This window comes from Bradyrhizobium sp. BRP22 (assembly GCF_020194175.1).
Classification (GTDB): Bacteria; Pseudomonadota; Alphaproteobacteria; order Rhizobiales; family Xanthobacteraceae; genus Bradyrhizobium.
In genome coordinates this window covers 111,188-129,992 of sequence record NZ_JADYVX010000004.1, presented here as the reverse complement: position 1 = coordinate 129,992, position 18,805 = coordinate 111,188, and the positions used below count along the sequence as shown (strand labels likewise).

Below are 18,805 nucleotides of genomic sequence, written 5' to 3'. Positions count from 1 at the left end.
ACATGAGCGTGCAGGCTTGGGGCAGCGCGCCGGCGCGCACGGCACACGCGACGAAATCACACTGGCTCGCGGCGGCCGAGCTCGGCCTGATCAGCAGCACGTTCTCGACCATCGTCAGCCAGCTGTTCGCTGCCCGCATCGGCCGCGACGCATGGGTCGACTGGATGACGGTGGCCGCAATTCCCGCGCGCGACTGGGCGATCAGCGCCGAGCCGTCCTGGAGCGCGATCCTGGCCGGGATCGCATTCCATCAATGGGCCGATTTCTCCTGGGCGATGGTGTTCTTCGGCCTGTTCGGACGCTGGACGGCCGCGCTTCGGCCGCTGACCATCCTCACGCTCGCGCTGCCATGGGCGGTGTTCTCGTCGGCGACGGAATGGTTCGTGCTGGTGCCGCTCGTTCCGTTCTGGCAGCCGCTGTTCACACTGCAGCAGCCCTATTGGATCGGCCTGCTCGTTCATGGCGCCTCCGCTCTCATGTATCCGCTGTTTGCATGGCTGCGGTGGCCGCCCGGCGACGCGCCCGCGCGGGACTCCCGCTTCGGCAAGGCATGGCTGATCGGGTCGCTTGCGATCATCATCGTGCTGGGCGGCATGACACTATCGGCCAGCCTCGGCCGTGAGCTGCCTTGGGTCGGACGCGACAAGGAAGCGGATCAGACCTACATCCGGCACATGACCGCCCATCACACGCAAGGCATCGAGCTGGCCCGCATTGGCATCCAGCGTGCGCAGGATCCACATCTTCAGTCGCTTGCCATGCTGATGGTGGCGAGCCAGACGGGTGAAAACAGGATTTTCGACAACTGGTGGCAAAGCTGGTTCGACACCGTGATGCCGGGCTGCACGGCCGAGGAGCGCGCCAACATGCCGGGCTACCTCAACTCCGTACAGATACAGCAGGTCAAGGCCGCTTCACCGGAGCAGTTCGATGCACTGTTCGTTGAAATGATGAGCCTGCATCACAGGGGCGCGGTGAAGATGGCCGATCAGCAATGGCGCAGCGAGGGCGATCCGCGCCTGCGCATCATGGCGCACGCGATCCGACATGAGCAACAGGGTGAGATCGCGCTGATGCAGGGTGTGACCGGCGTCGCGGCCGTTGCCACGGCGTTTCGCAACATGTTTGCCGATAACGTCAACTAGAGCGTGATGACTTTTCTTCGAATCGTCATCCCGCTCTAGCTCTCTGTTTGAGCATGATCTCCGCGCAAACGCTTCGCGTTTGTCGCGAGGGAAAACCGGTCTCCACTTTTCCGGATCATGCTCTAAAGCATTTTCGGTTCTGATTGAATCAGAACCGAAGCTCTAGATTCTTGTTTTGACGCGTTTTCTTCACGCGAACCGGTATCCACTTCGCTCGAAAACGCTCTAGCGCAATGTCAGCCAGCGTAAGGCTCCGGCTTGCGGCGCGATGGCTTGATGACCTTGTCGGTGTTGCGGTCGGTATCGTCGAGCGGCGGTCCGTCATCGGGCCGCGGCGGCATATGATGGCCACCCTGCTTCTCCTGGATGCGCTTCTGCTCGTCCTTGTCAGTCATGATCTGTCTCCCTCACGCGGCATGCGCCTCGGCCCTGACCCGCACCGGAATCGACTTCGCGGCCGGAGTCTTCGCCTTCTTCTCATGATGCCAAAGCGGCAGCAGCGGATTGCATTCGGGATAGTAGCCGGCAATACATCCTTCCGGGATGTTGTAGGCGACGACGCGAAGCCCGCCGACTTCCCGCTTCACCCCGTCGTTCGCGGCCGTGGCGAGCGTCACAACGCTTCCCTCCTTCAGCGCAAAGCGATCGATGTCGTTCGGATGCATCAGCACGACCTGGCGCGAGCCATGGATGCCGCGAAAGCGATCGTCGTAGTTGTAGATCGTGGTGTTGAACTGGCCGTTGCTGCGCAGCGTGATGAGCTGGACGATGTCGCGATCCTCGGGCCGCGTATCGATGTCGGTTGCGAGCGAACCCGGCGTGATGAAGTTTGCCTTGCCGGTCTTCGTGTTCCAGCGGCGCTCGCGGGCGCCGAGCGGGCGATGAAAACCGCCGGGCCGCCAGAGCCGCGCGTTGAAATCATGGAAGATGTCGGGATAGATCGCCGCGATCGCATCGCGGATCCGGCTGTAGTCCGCCACCCAGTCATCCCATGGAATGGTCGAGCGCGCAGGCGCTGCTGCCTTGGCCAATTCCGCGATGATCCGCGGCTCGGACAGCAAGTCGGGGCTTGCCGGTTTCACCTGTCCCCATGAGCCGTGCATGCAGCCGGTGGAATCCTCCATCGAGACCGCCTGTCGCACGCCTGCCTGCTCGTCGATCTCGATGCGGCCAAGGCATGGCAGGATGTACGATATCTCGCCATGTACCAGCGCCGAGCGGTTGAGCTTGGTCAGGATATTGACCGTCAGGCGCAGCCTGCGCCAGGCAGGCTCGACCCTCCGGTGGTCGGGAACGGACCGAACGAGATTGCCGCCGAGCATCACCATGGCGCGCACCGAGCCGTCGATGATCTTCTCGCAGGCTTCGACGGTCGTCGTACCCTTCTGCGCGGGCACATCGATGCCGAACAATTGCTTGATCTTGTCCTTCGGCACCATCTCCGGCTTCTCAGTGATGCCGACGGTCCGCTGCCCCTGCACATTGGAGTGTCCGCGCACCGGACAGATGCCGGCTCCGGGCCGGCCAATATTGCCGCGCATCAGCGCGAGATTGACCAAAGTCTGCACGGTTTCGACGCCACGCTCGTGCTGCGTCAGGCCCATGCCATAGATGAACATCACGGATTTGGCCCGCGCGTAGACCGTGGCCGCAGCTTCCAGTGCATTGCGTGTCAAACCCGAGCGGCGCTCGATCTCGGCCCATTCGCAGCTCTTCACAGCGCCGGCGAATTCATCCCAGCCATGGGTGTGCTGGCGGATAAAATTCCAATCGATGACTGGCTGGGCAAGGTTGGCCTTGCCCTCAAATGCCAGCAGCGCCTTGGCGATTCCCATGATCGCGGCAGTGTCGCCGCCGGTCTTGATCTGATGATATTGCGAGGAGATGCGGGTCGACGATCCCATCAGCATCTCGGCGGGTGCCTGAGGGTTGACGAATTCCTCCAGGCCGCGTTCGCGCAGCGGATTGAAGGTGACGATCGGCACGCCGCGGCGGGATGCGTCCTGCAGTTCATGCAGCATCCGCGGACTGGAGGTTCCGACATTCTGTCCGAAAAAGAAGATGCAGTCAGTTTTGCCGAAATCGTCGAGCGTACAGGTGCCAACGGGGACCCCAATGCTTTCCGGCAGCGCCACCGACGTCGTCTCGTGGCACATGTTGGAACTATCCGGCAGGTTGTTGGTGCCATAGGCCCGCGCGAACAGCCCATACATGAAGGATGTCTCGAGCGAGGCACGACCGGACGTATAGAACACAGCGCTATCAGGCTGCAGCGCCCGCAGTTCGCGGCCGATCTCGGTGAACGCCTCCTCCCAGCTCACGGGCACGTATTTGTCGCTCGCTGCGTCCCACCGCATCGGATGGGTCAACCGGCCTGCGGCCTCGAGATGGTGATCGTCCCAGGTCTCGAGCTCGGCGACCGTCTTGTCGGCAAAGAATGCCGCTGTCACGCGTTTGTGCGTGATCTCCCACGTCGTTGCCTTGGCGCCGTTTTCGCAGAACTCGAACACGCGCGGATCGGCCGGCTTCGCCCAGGCGCAACTGACACACATGAAGCCGTCAGGCTTGTTCTGACGCAGCAGAACCCGCGGACCCGTGAACGGCACGTAATCGCCCGCGAGACTCCGCGCAAGCGACCGTACCGAACCCCATCCGCCGGATGGACGCTCATAGGGCTCGACCTCGAGGTCTGCGCTCAGTTTGCGTTTGGTGCTCATGGCAGTTCCTTGGCAGAAGCTTGTCTTGCGAGTTTCCCATTCAAGCTCGATCCGCGACCTTCGTTCCTCTTGATGCCCTTGACGTTTCTACGGCCGGCCGAGGAACTTCGGTCCGGGACATCGATTGCAAGTCTTTGAGCTCGTTCATTTCGAGAGCATGCCTTAACGCCGGTTCTCCGGGTCTGACTTCGACCTGTGCGGCGAACACCGCCAGCGATCGGGAGACGAGAGCTACGATCGGCCTCACTGCGATAGCGGCCGGCAGCCTGCCCGGCTGCTTCATGCGCTTCAGTCAGTCTGGCGGACCGCGCAACAAAACAGGAGAAGATGATGAGCGATCTCCGCGCAAACGCTACGCGCTTGTCGCGAGGGAAAGCCGGTCTCCACTTTTCCGGATCATACTCTAGCGATCGCCGGGAACGCCATAAGACGGTGCCGATCGAGGATCAAGCGCACGCTTAACGTAGTCGTTGAGCTGCGGCTTATAGACTGCCCACGCGGACGCAACGGCTTCAATCGGGCATTCCATCGTCCAATCGCACCTCAGATCCACAACCGGCCAGCTGACCTTATCGACGACTTTGAGACCTGCGGAATGTATCGGACCAGCCTCCCCGCCGGCCGACAAGCCCGCCCGAAGAGCTGCAAGGAGCCGATCGCCCAGGTGACCGGTTGACCCCAAAAACGCGCTGACAATCATCTTCGGAACGTCTTCGTGCGCGAGGAGATTGCCCCCCGACGCCACATCTTCGGCCTGCGCCTGGCTCCAAATTCCGAGCGATTTATCACCCGAGTGGATCGCGGAACGACCTGACTTGTCGACGATGAGGACTTGTCGAAACTCGATGAAATGTCCGCGCTTTTTCACCTCCGCGATCGCCTCCTCGGCGGAAAGGCCGCGCGCTAGAGCCTCGAGGCCCATAGGGCCCAAAGTTGGATCTGTGACATTCTGCGTCGCCACCGCCCCCACGCTCGCCTGCGCAAATGAGCAGCGAGCCGCGACGGCCGGTGATGACGATGAGATGGCTACGCCAAACATTCCGGTTTCAGCGCAACGCGCGACAAGCGAAAAGGTCATGTTCTATTCCGGAATAACTGCTGTACCGTCGATTTCGACAAGCCATTCCGGACGCGCCAGAGCCTGTACGACAAGCCCCGTCGACACAGGATGCACGCCTTTGATGTACTCGCCCATGGTCCGATATACCGCTTCCCGGTGGCGAACGTCGGTGAGGTAGACGACGACCTTGACGAGATGCTCCATGCCACCGCCTGCTTCCTCAAGCAGCTGCTTGATGTTCTGCATGACCTTGTGGGTCTGCTCGACTGGATCGTGACTCTCGATATTCTTCGCATCATCGAGGTTCTGAGGACACTGTCCTCGCAGCCACACGATCTTCCCTCCGGTCGTAACCACCGCCTGGCAAAGATCGTTATCGAGCTTTTGCTCCGGATATGTGTCCTTGGTGTTGAACTTGCGAATTCGAGTATGAACCATCGATCTTTCCATCTCCCATAACAGCCGACCAACGTTATTTTGGCATGGAGTCTATCCGACATCCTTCGGCCAGGCACCCACCGCGACACATGGCTGAACGGATGCAAGACGCTTGCCATGGCACCTCTGGAGCATGATCGCCACGCAAGCGCTTCGCGTTCATCGCAAGGGAAAACCGGTCTCCACGTTTCCGGATCATGCCCTAGGTGGCACACTTGACCGAGCACCGAGCCGATGCATCGTAGTCGAGATAACGCCGTCGCGTGGATATGCGATCAGCAAGATGCTTCGCGTCGTGCCAGACTCCCCAGATGAACGCGGAACCCCTGCGGGACTGCCAAGGCAACCCAAGAAAGTAGATTCCGGGTTCGGAAGACACGCCACGTTGGTGCTTCGGCTTTCCGGACTCGTCAAAGACGCTCACCTTCAGCCAGCTATAGTCCGTCGCGAAGCCGGTTGCCCAAATGATCGATTTGACGCCGGCCCCGGCCAGATCCAGTTCGAGCATGGGGCTGACCATGCAGTCCGGATCCGGCCTGACCTCGCGAGCTTCCGGCTCGGTCGGAAGGTCAAGTCCAAAGCGATCGACATAGGCATCGGCTTCGTCGAGCAGCGCCATGTAGGACGCATCGCCCAGAGCGATATTGGCCGCGAGGTCGCCTGCAAACAGAACTCTGCCTCGATCGTACGACTTCGTAGAGCCCACGAGATGCATTCCCTCGGCCGCAAGACGCCGGAAATCAACGGTGTGACCGCCGCGCGCGCCGCTCACCGCGATCGTTACGTGCTCAGTACCGGGCAGCTTCGTTTCCATGTCCCATTTCCCCAGGACACCCAGCCACCAACAGAAATCGCGCCCCCGGTAGGCCCGCGGCGGACGTTCATGCGGCCCGACCGATAGGTACACCCGCCTTCCCGAACGCAAAAGCTCGTCAGCGATCTGGCCACTAGAGGATCCCGCCCCAACGACCAGGACGGCTCCATTCGGCAATTGGCCAGGATTGCGATAATGACTGGAATGCAATTGCGTAATGTCTGGACTTGCCGGGACGATTTCCGGAACGATAGGCACTTGAAATGCTCCGGTCGCAGCGACCACATTCATCGCTTCCAGTTCGCCCGACGATGTCTTGACTCGCAGGCCCGGCTTCCCTGCGATTCTTTCGACAGACGTCACTTCAACCCCGCATCGCACGGGAGCTGCGATCATTTCCGCATATGATACGAAATAGTCCGCAACGCTTTCCTTCGAGGGAAACGAGTCGGGGTGAGATCTAGGAAACTCCAGATTCGGAAATCGGTCATGCCACGCAGGACCATTTGCCACCAACGAGTCCCACCTGGCGGAGCGCCATCGCTCGGCAATCCGGTGCCGTTCCAGTACCACGTGCGGCACGCCTGCCAGGCTGAGGTGCTCACTCATGGCGAGGCTAGCCTGGCCTCCGCCGACCACAATCGTGTCTACGCGCTCGATCGACATTTATGTATCCACTCCTGACCGCCTGACATGATCCGCGGCCGGACCAATGATCTATCGATGCTTTAAGTGACGCCCCGATACTCGGACATTATCTTCTGGCTTCCCAGTGATCAGGCCAGGCCTATGTGAACGCCTCGCCTCCCGCGCTCCTCAGGCGACCGATTAATGTGCGTAAGAAGGATCCTCCACATTCAGCAGCTCCTTCATCTCCGCGAAGTGGGCTTCGGAGAAGTCCGCGATACCTTCCCAGTCTTGCGCGGTGCGCTCTGCGACGTCATCGGGCAGCACCTTCAGCGGCTGTCCGGTCGAGTAGGCCTGCACAAGCGTCTGGCAAGCGCGCTCTATGGTGTACATGTCGTCGAACGCCTCGCCGACGGTCCTCGCAGCAATCATGACGCCATGATTCCCCATCATAAGCCGCGAGCGATTGCCCAACAGCCTGGCGAGACGGGCGCCTTCTTGTTCGCTGTCGGCCATACCGGAATATGATGAGTCCAAGGCCACGCGATTGAAGTATCGGGCGGTGTTCTGATCGATCGGCTTTATCTCGGGATTGGCGAGCGAGGCGATGGTCGTGACGAAGGGCGGATGAAGATGAAGCACGACCCGCGCTTGTGGAAGAAGTCTGTGCATCTGGCTGTGGATCGACCACGCAGTCGGGTCGACGTCCTGCTGCCTCCCGCGCGAGTCCTCTGCATCAAGATCAAAGAGCACCAGATCGCTTGCTTTGATTCGCGAGAAGTGCCGCCACTTTGGATTCATCAGGAACTTGCGACCGTCGGTCGAAACCGCCGCACTGAAATGGTTCGCGACGGCTTCATGCATGCCCAACTTGGCGAACAGGCGAAATGCGGCCGCAAGGTCAATTCTCAGTTGACGCTCGTCGGAGACGGTCGTGTTCGTTTCCATTGGAAATCCCAAATTTGCGAAACGTGCGCCGTACAACGCTGCAAATTGTAAACCATTGCAAATCGCGGCTTTGGTTCTGACGCTACGTAGTGGGGTAATGCTAGGGAGGGGCACTCACACTACGCAATTACGGAATTCGTATCTTCCGCTTCGGAAAGATTGATCGCGTGCCTGCACCAACAGAGCTGTGCATGTCCGTATAATCCAAGGCTCAGGTGATTTGGGACGCAGCTTGATTGCGCGCGCCTCGAGAAGAGTACTAAGCGACAATCGCGTTCTTCAGAGGCACGAAGCAGCCGCCTCCCTGTAGCCGACGTCAGACTACAGGCGGATGCGGCATCAAGTTGTGAACGAACCTGATAAGGCGGGGCAGAACCGTTCTTCGGTATTGCTTCATAAACGCTGCTATCATCTCGACACCCGGGACAATCAACAGAGTTACAGTGTGACCTGGCGTTAAGACTCAATCTACCGAAGCTGACGGATGCGGACCAATGCGCTTTTGCGAAGCGCGCCTTCCGTTTTCCCTAAGCAGGCTCAAATTGTTTGCAGCACTGCCCCTGAACTAGGCACGAGCGACGCCAAGAAGGGCCGCTGTTTCCGCTCAGGTCGCTCCAGAGGTCGGGCGATCGGCGCGGGGGGCAACCATCCCAGGGATGTATTCTTCGGAAATCAAGGCTTGGCAATGCGCTTGAAACGTCTCGATCAGGCGAGATTTCGTGAGTTGCGCCAAGGTCGCGACGCCGATCACCATCGGCCGGTATTCCCCGGCGAGTTTCACCCTGACAACCTTTCGACCGTCCAGCGCCGTATTGGCCCTCGGCCTCACATTGGCCAGCGTATAGCCGTAACCATTCGCGACCATGGTCCGGATAACGTCCTGATAAGCCGAGCGCGCTTCTATTCGGGGCTCGAGCCCCTCGCCCATGAATAGCGCGAGGAAGTACTCCCGGCTCAGCGGCAGATCCAGCAATAGAAACGGCTCGTCGACGAGCTCAGCGAGAGAGACAGCCGACTTGGACGCGAACCTGTGCTTGTCGCTGACCACGACGTGCACCGGTAGCTGAGCGAGCGGCGTGAAAGCGATCCCGGATGGAATCTGCAGGTCGTACGTTATGACGACATCGATTTCGGCGCAGCGTAATCCTTCGAGGAGTTGCTCCTGATTGAGCTCGATGTGCCTGATCTGCGTCGCAGGAAACGCAGTCGTGAAGGAGTGTGCCAGTTCCGGCATGACCATTGGCGCCAGCGTTACAAGGCAACCAACCGTGATCTGACCACGGATCTGCTCGCCGACATCAGATGCTACGGAGTAAAGCTGCTCGGCCTGATTCAACACATTCTTCGCCTCCCGGAGCAGACTGCGCCCAGCCGGCGTCAATGAAAGGCCCAGCGCGTGCTGGCGAACGAAAAGCTGAACGCCCAACTCCTTCTCCAGATGCGAGATGGCGGTTGAGATCGACGGCTGCGAGATGTTGATGCGTTCGGAAGCGAGCGTGATGCTTCCGGTCTCCCCGGCAGCTACGAAGTATTCCAGCTGTCTCAAAGTAAAACGCATTGTTGATCCGCGATTCCGCCGCCGGTATCGCGGGTCAGCTCTCTGTATGCGAGTCGTTCCAAGAAGGCTTAGATACCCGCATCCCTGCTTCCGCTATCCGATGCTCCTTTTTATACACCGGCCTCAATGGGCGCGGTCAAGCAGGCTTTCGCCAGTAGCTGATGACCTCCATGAGCAAGAAGAGGACCGTCACGACGCCAAGAACCACAACCGATGCCGCGGCTAACGTTGGGTTGATCTGGAGGAAGATGTCGCTCCACAGCTGCTTGGGCAGCGTTGTAACGAGTCCGCCGCCGATGAACAAGGCGATCGTGAGTTCCTCAAAAGATATGAGAAATGCCGTAATGAGTCCGGCAGCAATGCCTCCACTGATCAGCGGCAATGTCACCCTGAAAAACGCTCTTCGCGGCGTCGCCCCCAGCGTGAGGGCGGCGTCATCCAGCCGCCAGTCGTGCCCGCGCAACGTTGATAGAACGACAATGAATACGACCGGCGTCGCAATCACGCTATGGCCAAGCACGAGGCCGATGTCAGTCGCGATCAGCGACATTTGTGCGAAGAGATAGAACAGGCCGATCGAGATAACGAGGTGAGGCACGATCATTGGCGACATAAAGAAAATAAAGATGGCGCCAGCCAGCCGGCTCCTGGATCGAACGACTGCAAAAGCGACAGTTGCCGCAACGACGATAGTCAGAGCCGCGCATGCCAACCCAATTCCAAACGATCGAGCAGTGGCGGCCATCCAGATAGGCGACGCGAAGTAGGTTTCGAACCAGCGCAGACTGAAGCCAGGCGGTGGAAAGGCGAGGAAGCTGCCACTTGTGAACGCCATGGGAATGATCGCAACCACGGGAACAAGCAAGAGGGCGATCACGAGCAGGCTATAGGCCCCCAAGAGCCGAGACCCCGGAAGGCCGCGAAACGTATCACGGTAACCGCGGGCCACCGGGTCGAGCATGTTGCCGATGCGGCTGCACAGCCATAGGCCGAAGCGCCGAACGCGATCGTCCGGTTGCGAATTCCCGCTTCCACCCGCCACGCCCGAGAGGCCGAAAATGCGATCGAACAGGATGACTCCAATAATCGCCCCGACCAGCAGGACCACGCCAAACGCGCTGCCCTGCTGAAGGTTCTGCAACTCATTGATCTGTTCAATGATAAGCTGTCCTACCATCGTCTCGCGAGGACTTCCGAGAAGCGACGGAGTGATGAAGAAGCCCAGTGACGTGACGAAGATCATCAAGCCCGCGGTCGCAACTCCTCGCATTGAGAGAGGAAGAAAAATCCGCCAGAACGCTTGCGTCGGGCTTGCGCCAAGCGTCGTCGCGGCGGAGAGCAGCGACTTGTTCACCTGATTGAACGTCGGCATCATCGCAATGACGCACAGGGGGACGAGGGTGTGCACGATGCCGAACAGAACGACCGTCCTGTTGAACAACAGGCGATCGCCCGCACCACCCATGGACGTAACAAACTGTGCAAAGTTGCTGTTTCGTCCGAGCAGGACCAGCCACGCAAAGTTCTTGACCAGGGCGCTGGTCCAGAATGGCAAAAGGATCAGCATCATCAGCAATCGCTGTCGCCGGGCCGAATGTCGGCTAAGCCAGTACGCCAGTGGATAACTGATCAGAACGCACAATACCGTCACCTGCACGGCGACAGTAAATGTCGTCGCCATCACGCGACTGTAGGAGGACGAGGTGAAGACCGAAAACAACGCCTTCGAAGAGAAGCGTCCGTCGTCGCCCCACACGGCCGACACGAGGATGTGCACCGTCGGCCACAGGAAGAATATCAGCAGGAATGCCACACCTGGCACGGCGAGCCAGATGGATCCGAGGCGGAAGCTTGGCTTGCCCGTTGCCGAAAGGTTCGGCGAGGATAGGTCCGACGACGCCACGGGCCCCCCGATCACTGTTTGCTATATTGAATTCTTGTTTGCGACGGGCTTGAGACCGAGATTCTCTCTCAATGTCGTTCCCTTGTACGCCGTCTTGTAGATCCCGCGCTCCTGCAGGATCGGCACGACCTCACCGATGAACTCCCGCAGCGAGCCCGGAACGACGGCAGGCGACAGCATGAACCCATCGCAGCACCGCTGCTCGAGCCACTCCTGCATGAAGTCGGCAACTTCAACGGCCGTGGCACACATGGCTCTCGACCCTCTGCTGTACCTGTTCGCCATTTCCCGCAGGGTGAGTTTCTGACTGCGGATCATATCCGCAATCTGATTGAAGTAGGCCTGGTGCAGATTCGATGAGGCCGGGATGCAGTCGATGGGGACCGGTTCGTCCAGCGGCAAATCAAGCAGATTCGCCTCGAGATCATTGCTCAAAGCCATGACCTTCACTTCGACTGGAACAAGCGACTGCAGATATTCGAACTTTTCCTTCGCTTCGTCCCGCGTCCGACCGATAACTGTGCTCAGCCCCGCAAGGATGAAGAGCTCCGATTCATCTCGGCCAAACTTCGGCATCCGACCTTTGAGATCGCTGTAAAACGCCTTGGCAGCCTCTGGCTCGGCGCCGGTACCGAAGACGATTTCGGCCGTCTGCGCCGCCAGCTCCTTGCCGCTCTCCGATGCGCCGGCCTGGATGATCACGGGATGCCCTTGAGGAGACCGCGCAATATTCAGGCCGCCATGCACCGTGAAATGCTTGCCCTTGTGATCAACGGCATGGAATTTCCTGGGATCGAAGTAGACTGCCTTTTCTTTGTCGAATACGAATGCGTCCTGGTCCCAGGTGTCCCAATAGGCTTTCACAAGCTCCAGGCACTCCCGTGCCTTGGCATACCGCTCGCTGTGCGGTGGCAAGCGATCCAGGCCGAAATTCCGTGCCGCATAGTCATTCGCCGAGGTCACGACGTTCCAGGCGGCCCGTCCGCCCGAGATATGGTCGAGCGATGCAAACTGACGCGCAATGTTGTAGGGCTCGAAGAAGCTGGTCGAGACCGTCGCTCCCAAGCCGATTCGCGTCGTTGCGCCAGCCAGCGCTGCAAGCAGCGTCACCGGCTCCATCACGTTCTGGAACAGTGGAGATCGCGTCCAGATCTCGAGATTGTCAGTGCGAGCTGCCGGAGTGTCGGCAATAAAGAACAGGTCGATCAAACCACGCTCGCATAGCTGAGCGATCTCCTTGTAGTACTCGACGTCGTTAATTCGATGAGCCTCAGCGTTTGGATGTCGCCAGGCCCCCTTGTAGATGCCATGAGGGTGTACGAGCGCCGAAAGAACGATCTGCCTTTTTGATGTCATCGTCAGTACCAATCCGAAGGTCACACTAGCGAAGCTGAACGCAGCAAGACGCTGCGTTCAGCTGAGCAGCCATTCATCCATTCGCTTCTTGACCATCTGCCGGTTGGACTGCGACCACCAACGCGGGTCCAGCGGTACGAGACCGGCGAAGTTCGCTGGATCGGTCGCAAGGATCCTTGCTCGCTCCGGCGCAATCGCGTCGAACGCCTTCTTGTTCGTAGGACCATTCGCTACTAGGTTTGAATAAGCGGCCTGCCGATCAGCGCGCATGCAGAACCGAATGAACTCCCTGGCGAGCGACTGCTTCGGGCCATTGATCGGCATCGCCCAACCGTCGACGGAGTAAAGCCCCTGCCAGACCGTCGTAAGCTTCGCGCCCCCCTGGATCGCGCCGTAGACGCGAGCAGACCACGTATCTGACATGTCGACCTCGCCGCTCTGCAGAATCTGCGTGTTGTGGGCACCGCTCGTCCACCACACCGACACGTCCTTCTTGATCTTCTCGAGGGACTTGAAGGCGCGATCAACATCGATCGGATAAAGCTTGTCCGGCGCGACGCCATCCGCAAGCAGAGCCATTTCGAGCGAGCCCCAGCCTGCACGATAGAGACCGCGGCGACCGGCGAACTTTTCGGGGTTGAAGAAGTCGGCCCAGTTCTTCGGACCGTTCGCACCATATTTCTCGGTATTGTAGGCCATGAGAATACCGAACACAGAAAAGCCGAGCCAATTTTCGGTCAGCATCCCCGGGACCATGTCACCGGTCTCATCCTTCAAATCGAGCGGCGCGATATAGTTCTTTCCTTCCTGAAGACGAAATATGTAGTCAGGGATCATCATGCATGCGTCCCAGAGATAGGTCTTCGTATCGACCATCAGCTTGAACTGCGTGACAGGGTCCGGATCATGCGCAACGTTTATAACCTGGACGCCGGTTTCTTTTTTAAACGGCTCGCAAAATGCGGCCCGTATTGCGTCGCCGGCTGCACCACCGACGTCGGCGACTGTGAGAGACTCAGCCGCAAAACCTGACCTCGTCAGGATCGAAGGCATCGCCAGCGTCCCGCTTCCGAGTACGGTGGCCTTAAGGAGCGTGCGTCGGTTCAACATGTGGCGCGTCATGAGATGTTCCTTGATTGTCGGCTCGGATGAAAGACGGCGTGGTTGGTAAAAGACTAGCTTTCCAGAATGCGGACATGTTGAGGATCCCAGGTCAGGGAGACGTTCTCACCGAGCTGACACCGTTGCGCTCCGCCGGGGACGCGCACGGTAAAGACAGAGCCGTTCGGCAGCTCGACCATCATGCGGGTTTCAGAGCCGGCATATATCTCTTCGATGATCGTGCCGTTCAGGATTCCAGCTCCGCAGTCGCCAATGCGGACGTTCTCGGGCCGGATCGCGATGCTGCAGGGCTGACCGAGCGCGACCTTCTTGCAGTCGCCACCGATGTCGATCAGTCGTTCGGAGATATCTGAGCTGATCTGAGCCGCATTCGCCAATTGGCCACTGACGACGTTCGACGTGCCGATGAAAGTCGCGGCGAATACGGTCTTGGGCTTGTCGTACAACTCAAGAGGCGTTCCGAGTTGTTCGATGGCTCCGTTGTTCATCAGACAAATACGATCGGAGAGCGCAAGCGCCTCTTCCTGATCGTGGGTCACGAAAATTATCGTCGAGGACGTTTCCCGGTGGATTCGCTTGATTTCCACCTGCATCGCTTCGCGGAGCTTTCGATCGAGCGCCGAGAGCGATTCATCCATCAGAATCAGGGAGGGCTTGTAAACAAGACAGCGGGCAAGTGCCACACGCTGCTGCTGACCGCCTGACAGTTCGTGCGGAAAGCGTTTACCGAATCTCTCCAACCCGACCATCTCCAGCGCGTTGGAGACTTGCGTTGCCGATACCCGGTCGGACTGACCTCGCATCTGAAGCGGAAATGCGATGTTCTCCTGCACCGTCAAATGCGGAAAAAGCGAGTAATTCTGAAAAACAACGCCAATATCGCGCTTGTACGGCTCCAGATCGGTCTGATCGCGACCGTCAATCATCAGCCGTCCGCTGGTCGGCTTCACAAGTCCGGCAATCAGTTGAAGCAATGTTGTTTTGCCGGATCCGGAAGGTCCGAGAAGCGTCAGCAGCTCTCCAGCAAGGATCTTGAGTTCGATCGGGTTCAGCGCGGCGGTGGCATCGTAGAATTTGCAGATGCCTTGAGCGTGCAGCTTAACGGCATCGTTCGCGTATGATTTCGTCGATGCTGTTGGGGTCAAGCTGTCCATGCACTAAGCAAACTCTTCTGCTGCCGCTTTGTTAGTCGAAAGCTAGCCATGGCCCATCTTTGGGGTAAATTAGGAAAAACAACCGCCGTTCTTCGGTTTTGCTGAAACGCGATTTTTCGCCCAATTATGCAGCCGATATGAGCGACATTTGCTCGCTCTTTAATCCCGGCAAGCGCATTTGCTGAGATCTGGCTGGCAATCGTGGCGCCAATTTAATCATCGGCCCGTGGTCGCCGCGCCTTCCTTCAGGCTGATCTTCCGCCAGGACAAGACGCTCAGGCTCCGCGGTGACTGCGGCGTGCGCTGAGACATTCGACAACGGACCGCCCGGATCCACCGCGAGGCGCGATCTCACCGCGATATGCCGTCGAACACCTGGTTCGCTTCGGAGAGGTTCAGTGCATTGGGATGTATTTGAACCAGTCCGCAAGGTTCCTTCGGAAGATTGCCAACAAAGTCCTCATTTGCTTCGTCATGAACGCCTCAAGCTCCGAATTGGACATTCGGAAGTGGAGCAAGAGTCGCGCCAACCTTCGATCACAGCGTTCGGTGTTTCGATCGCTGACCAAAGGGCTAGGCTTCGTGAGGGAACGTTTCCTGAATGGATCGTCGCTTTGCGAATTGCTCATACCAGGCTGCGAGCGCAGGGCGTGAGGTCCGCCAACCATAGGTCGCGAAGCGGAAATCCAGGTACCCCAGTGCACAGGCGATGGTCAGACTGCCGATGCTGACACGATTTCCGAACACCCCGGTGGTCCTCTCCATCTGATCGAGGGCCGCAGCGATTTTCTTCATTTGACCGCCGATCCACTCCGCGGATCTGATCTCGTCACTCCGACAGGTATTTTCGTAGCGAGCAAGAAGAGCCGCATCAAGCAACCCATCTCCAAGCGCCTGTTCGGTGAGCACCTGCCAACGCTCGGAGCCGTGCGGGAACAGCGAGCCCTCCGCGAGATCGTCGAGATATTCGCAGATCACCCGGCTGTCGAACAACAGCGTACCGTCCGCCAGCTTCGCTGCCGGCACCTTCGCAAGCGGATTGAAGGCCGCGATCCGCTCATCCCGCTTCAGCGGATGTGCTGAGCTCGGCAGCCTGACGATGCGGTCGGCGAGGCCAAGCTCGATCGCGCAAGCCATGACCTTGCGAACGTAAGGCGATGTCGGCGCATAGAACAGCTCGATCTTGTCGCTCACGGTATCTGGTCCTCCGCTTCGATCGCCACCAACGCGGCGCGCGCGACCGCGACGTCCTGCGCGCCGGTGCCCGAGCCGACGCCAACCGCACCGACGCATTGGCCGCCAATCATGATCGGCAGTCCACCTTCGAGATTGGTGAGCCGGCCGCCGCCAGCGATGGCGAGCTTGATCTCGTCGGCCGGATTGAGGCGCGACGTCGGTTGCCGATGCGACGCCGCAGTGACGGCCTTGGAAAGCGATGTCTCGCGCGACAGCAGTTTAGCGCCGTCCATTCGAACAAACGCCAGGAGATTGCCGCCGTCATCCACGACCGAGATGTTTTGCGGCACACCAAGCTCTTCCGCTTTGGCGATGGCGCCTGCCAGCGCCTTCAACGCGCCCTGATGAGTCAGTTTGAGCGAGTTCCTGGTCATCGACATTGAGTATCTCCGTTTGTTATGCCCTACGGCACCAGCAGGACTTTGCCGACGTTTTCGTTCGCCTCCAGAATGCGATGGGCCTCGGCGGCGTCGGCCAGCGGCAGCTTGCGCCAGATCAGCGGCCTGATGGCGCCCATGTTCACCAGCGGCAACACCTCCGAGCGCAACGCCGCCGCGATCGCGGTCTTTTCATCGTCAGATTTCGGTCTCAGTGTCGATGACGTCAGATACAAGCCCTTGCGCATTACCAGCCCGAAATCGATCGGTACGACCGCTCCTTCCATGAAGGAGAGGCTGACATGGCGTCCGCCCGGCGCCAGCACTTCGAGATTGCGCGCCACATACGAGCCGCCGACAATATCAAGCACCACATCAACGCCGCGTCCTCCTGTCGCCTCACGTGTAGCGGCGACGAAATCGTCTGAGCGGTAGTTGATCGCGATGGCGCCGAGAGCCTCAACCGCCATTTTCTTGACGTCGCTACCCACTGTGGCAATGGCGGCGGCACCTCGCGCGATCGCCATGCGAATGGCGATCGTGCCGATGCCGCTTGCGCCGCCATGCACCAGAACCGTCTCGCCGCTCGCGAGTTTCCCGCGCTCGAACAGATTGTGCCATACAGTGAAGAGCGCCTCGGGTAAGGCTGCCGCTTCATCCATCGTCAGGCTTTCGGCCACCGGGAGACAATGCGATGCTTTGGCGACGCAGTAGCGCGCATATCCGCCCCCCTTCACCAGCGCCATCACGGTGTGACCGCGTAACGCGGCGTCACCATCGACGATGCGGCCGGCGACTTCGAGGCCGAGGACATCGGTGACTCCCGGCGGCAGCGGCACCGCACCGCTCCGCTGCATCAGATCTGGCCGATTGACGCCGGCTCCCGCAACCTCGATCAGCACTTCACCGGGACCAGGAATTGGCACGGGCCGCTCGATCGACATCAAAACGTCCGGACCGCCCGCCTGTGGCGCGACGATCGCCTGCATCGTAGAAGTCACGCGCTGTTCTCCATCTTTTCCGGTTCCTGCATCCAGACCTCGCTTGGCTCATGCAGCAGATCGGCCAACCTGTTCATCATCGCGCTTGCGGCGGCAAGCTCGTCGAAGCCGATCCACTCATCGGCTTTGTGGCCGCGCGCCATGTCGCCGGGACCGCAAACAAGTGTGGGAATACCTGCCTGGTCGAAAAGCCCAGCCTCGGTGCCGAAGGCGACGGTCGTTGCCGGCTGCTTATCGTTGGCGAGCCGAGCGACGAGACGTGTCGCAGCATCGTCAAGGCTGGTGTCGAGGCCGGGATAAGCCGACATCTCCTCGGACACGATATCAGCTTCCGCTGCGCAGGCGCGCAATCGATCACGCACGCACGCGACCAACGCATCGATCCGTGCAAGAATCTCGCCCGCATCGCGGCCAGGGATGGTGCGGATCTCGTATTCCAGCACGGCACGTTCTGGAACGAGATTGACGGCGCTGCCGCCATGCAGAGAGCCGACATGGATGGTGGTGAAAGGTGGATCGAAAGCAGTGTCGCCGCCCCGAGCAATCTCTTCATCCGCCAAGGCTCGCAGAGCATGACCGATGGCGACCGCGGCATCGACCGCATTAGCTGCCCGGTGCGGCATTGCGGAATGACCGGTACGCCCGGTGACGATCAGCCGCCGCGCCACTTTGCCCTTGTGCGCCCGGACAACGCGCATGCAAGTCGGCTCTCCGACGATCGCAAGTGCAGGCGGCGCAACGGACGGCATCAGCGCTTGCACGAGATCAGGTGCGCCCCGACATCCCACTTCCTCATCATACGAAAACGCCAGATGCACCGGCGCAGCCTGCGCCGTCTCGACAAATTGCGGAACAGCGGCGAGCACGACCGCCAGGAAGCCCTTCATATCGGTCGCCCCACGACCATAAATGCGGCCGTCGCGGGTCACACCCCCGAAAGGTGGTACTGTCCACGCTTGTCCGTCCACCGGCACCACATCCGTATGTGCAGAAAGCACCACGCCCGAGCGGTCCGAGGGACCGATGGTCGCGAGCAGGGATGCCTTATGCCCATCAGGTGCCGGTACACGTCGCGCAGATACGCCGGACGAGGCAAGAATTCGTTCGATATACGCGACAAGATCGAGATTGGAGTTCGCACTTATGCTTTCGATCCGGATCAGTTCGCTCAGTATTTCGGCAACTCTTTCCACCATTCATGCACTCGATTGTTCTTCGCCGCTCACGGCCTGCTTGGCGCCAGTTCGACTTTTCCGCCGGTCGACGCTCATCATCATGCTGGATCAGGAATGAGGGTCCGTCTGCTTGATTACACGGGGCTTTCGAGCGCTCGATGATGCCGAATCGCG

The 18,805-nt window shown here is 59.6% G+C and carries 16 protein-coding genes; 1 reads left to right on the top strand and 15 read right to left on the bottom strand.

The annotated features are described in order from the left end of the window. The first annotated feature begins 2 nt into the window (after positions 1–2). Entirely contained in the window at positions 3–1,145 is a 1,143-nt protein-coding gene (locus tag I6F35_RS07320) for a DUF305 domain-containing protein (protein WP_225116980.1), read from the top strand. A gap of 236 nt (positions 1,146–1,381) precedes the next feature. Here I6F35_RS07320 and I6F35_RS07315 read toward each other — a convergent pair whose 3' ends face one another. The 15 genes from I6F35_RS07315 to argE form a co-directional block, all read right to left on the bottom strand. Continuing rightward, positions 1,382–1,540, bottom strand: coding sequence for a hypothetical protein (locus I6F35_RS07315; protein WP_225116979.1), 159 nt, complete (start codon positions 1,538–1,540; stop codon positions 1,382–1,384). Between the two features lie 12 nt (positions 1,541–1,552). Beyond that, positions 1,553–3,862, bottom strand: coding sequence for an FdhF/YdeP family oxidoreductase (locus I6F35_RS07310; RefSeq protein ID WP_225116978.1), 2,310 nt, complete (start codon positions 3,860–3,862; stop codon positions 1,553–1,555). A 403-nt stretch (positions 3,863–4,265) separates the two neighbouring features. Further along, positions 4,266–4,940, bottom strand: a complete 675-nt coding sequence (locus I6F35_RS07305; RefSeq protein ID WP_225116977.1) for a DUF1028 domain-containing protein — start codon at positions 4,938–4,940, stop codon at positions 4,266–4,268. 3 nt (positions 4,941–4,943) lie between these two features. Further along, a complete protein-coding gene (locus I6F35_RS07300) occupies positions 4,944–5,360 on the bottom strand; it encodes a RidA family protein (RefSeq protein ID WP_225116976.1) in 417 nt (138 codons plus the stop codon). A gap of 202 nt (positions 5,361–5,562) precedes the next feature. Next, positions 5,563–6,840, bottom strand: a complete 1,278-nt coding sequence (locus I6F35_RS07295; protein WP_225116975.1) for an NAD(P)/FAD-dependent oxidoreductase — start codon at positions 6,838–6,840, stop codon at positions 5,563–5,565. A gap of 162 nt (positions 6,841–7,002) precedes the next feature. Further along, positions 7,003–7,749: a class II aldolase and adducin N-terminal domain-containing protein gene (locus tag I6F35_RS07290; protein WP_225116974.1), complete on the bottom strand. Its 747-nt coding sequence runs from the start codon at positions 7,747–7,749 to the stop codon at positions 7,003–7,005. Positions 7,750–8,353: 604 nt separating this feature from the next. Further along, positions 8,354–9,307, bottom strand: coding sequence for a LysR family transcriptional regulator (locus I6F35_RS07285; RefSeq protein WP_225116973.1), 954 nt, complete (start codon positions 9,305–9,307; stop codon positions 8,354–8,356). A 136-nt stretch (positions 9,308–9,443) separates the two neighbouring features. Further along, on the bottom strand, positions 9,444–11,210 hold the full coding sequence (locus I6F35_RS07280; RefSeq protein WP_225116972.1) for an ABC transporter permease subunit: 1,767 nt from the start codon (positions 11,208–11,210) through the stop codon (positions 9,444–9,446). Positions 11,211–11,231: 21 nt separating this feature from the next. Beyond that, the gene (locus tag I6F35_RS07275; protein WP_225116971.1) at positions 11,232–12,578 is read right to left on the bottom strand and encodes an LLM class flavin-dependent oxidoreductase; all 1,347 of its coding nucleotides are present in this window, start codon (positions 12,576–12,578) and stop codon (positions 11,232–11,234) included. Positions 12,579–12,623: 45 nt separating this feature from the next. Then, entirely contained in the window at positions 12,624–13,688 is a 1,065-nt protein-coding gene (locus I6F35_RS07270) for an ABC transporter substrate-binding protein (protein WP_225116970.1), read from the bottom strand. A 53-nt stretch (positions 13,689–13,741) separates the two neighbouring features. Further along, positions 13,742–14,842: an ABC transporter ATP-binding protein gene (locus I6F35_RS07265; RefSeq protein ID WP_225116969.1), complete on the bottom strand. Its 1,101-nt coding sequence runs from the start codon at positions 14,840–14,842 to the stop codon at positions 13,742–13,744. Positions 14,843–15,415: 573 nt separating this feature from the next. After that, on the bottom strand, positions 15,416–16,024 hold the full coding sequence (locus I6F35_RS07260) for a glutathione S-transferase (RefSeq protein WP_225117194.1): 609 nt from the start codon (positions 16,022–16,024) through the stop codon (positions 15,416–15,418). Positions 16,025–16,032: 8 nt separating this feature from the next. After that, positions 16,033–16,458: a heme-binding protein gene (locus tag I6F35_RS07255; RefSeq protein ID WP_225116968.1), complete on the bottom strand. Its 426-nt coding sequence runs from the start codon at positions 16,456–16,458 to the stop codon at positions 16,033–16,035. A 23-nt stretch (positions 16,459–16,481) separates the two neighbouring features. Further along, on the bottom strand, positions 16,482–17,444 hold the full coding sequence (locus I6F35_RS07250) for an NAD(P)H-quinone oxidoreductase (protein WP_225117193.1): 963 nt from the start codon (positions 17,442–17,444) through the stop codon (positions 16,482–16,484). Positions 17,445–17,452: 8 nt separating this feature from the next. Beyond that, positions 17,453–18,652, bottom strand: coding sequence for an acetylornithine deacetylase (gene argE / locus I6F35_RS07245; protein ID WP_225116967.1), 1,200 nt, complete (start codon positions 18,650–18,652; stop codon positions 17,453–17,455). Positions 18,653–18,805: the final 153 nt, after the last annotated feature.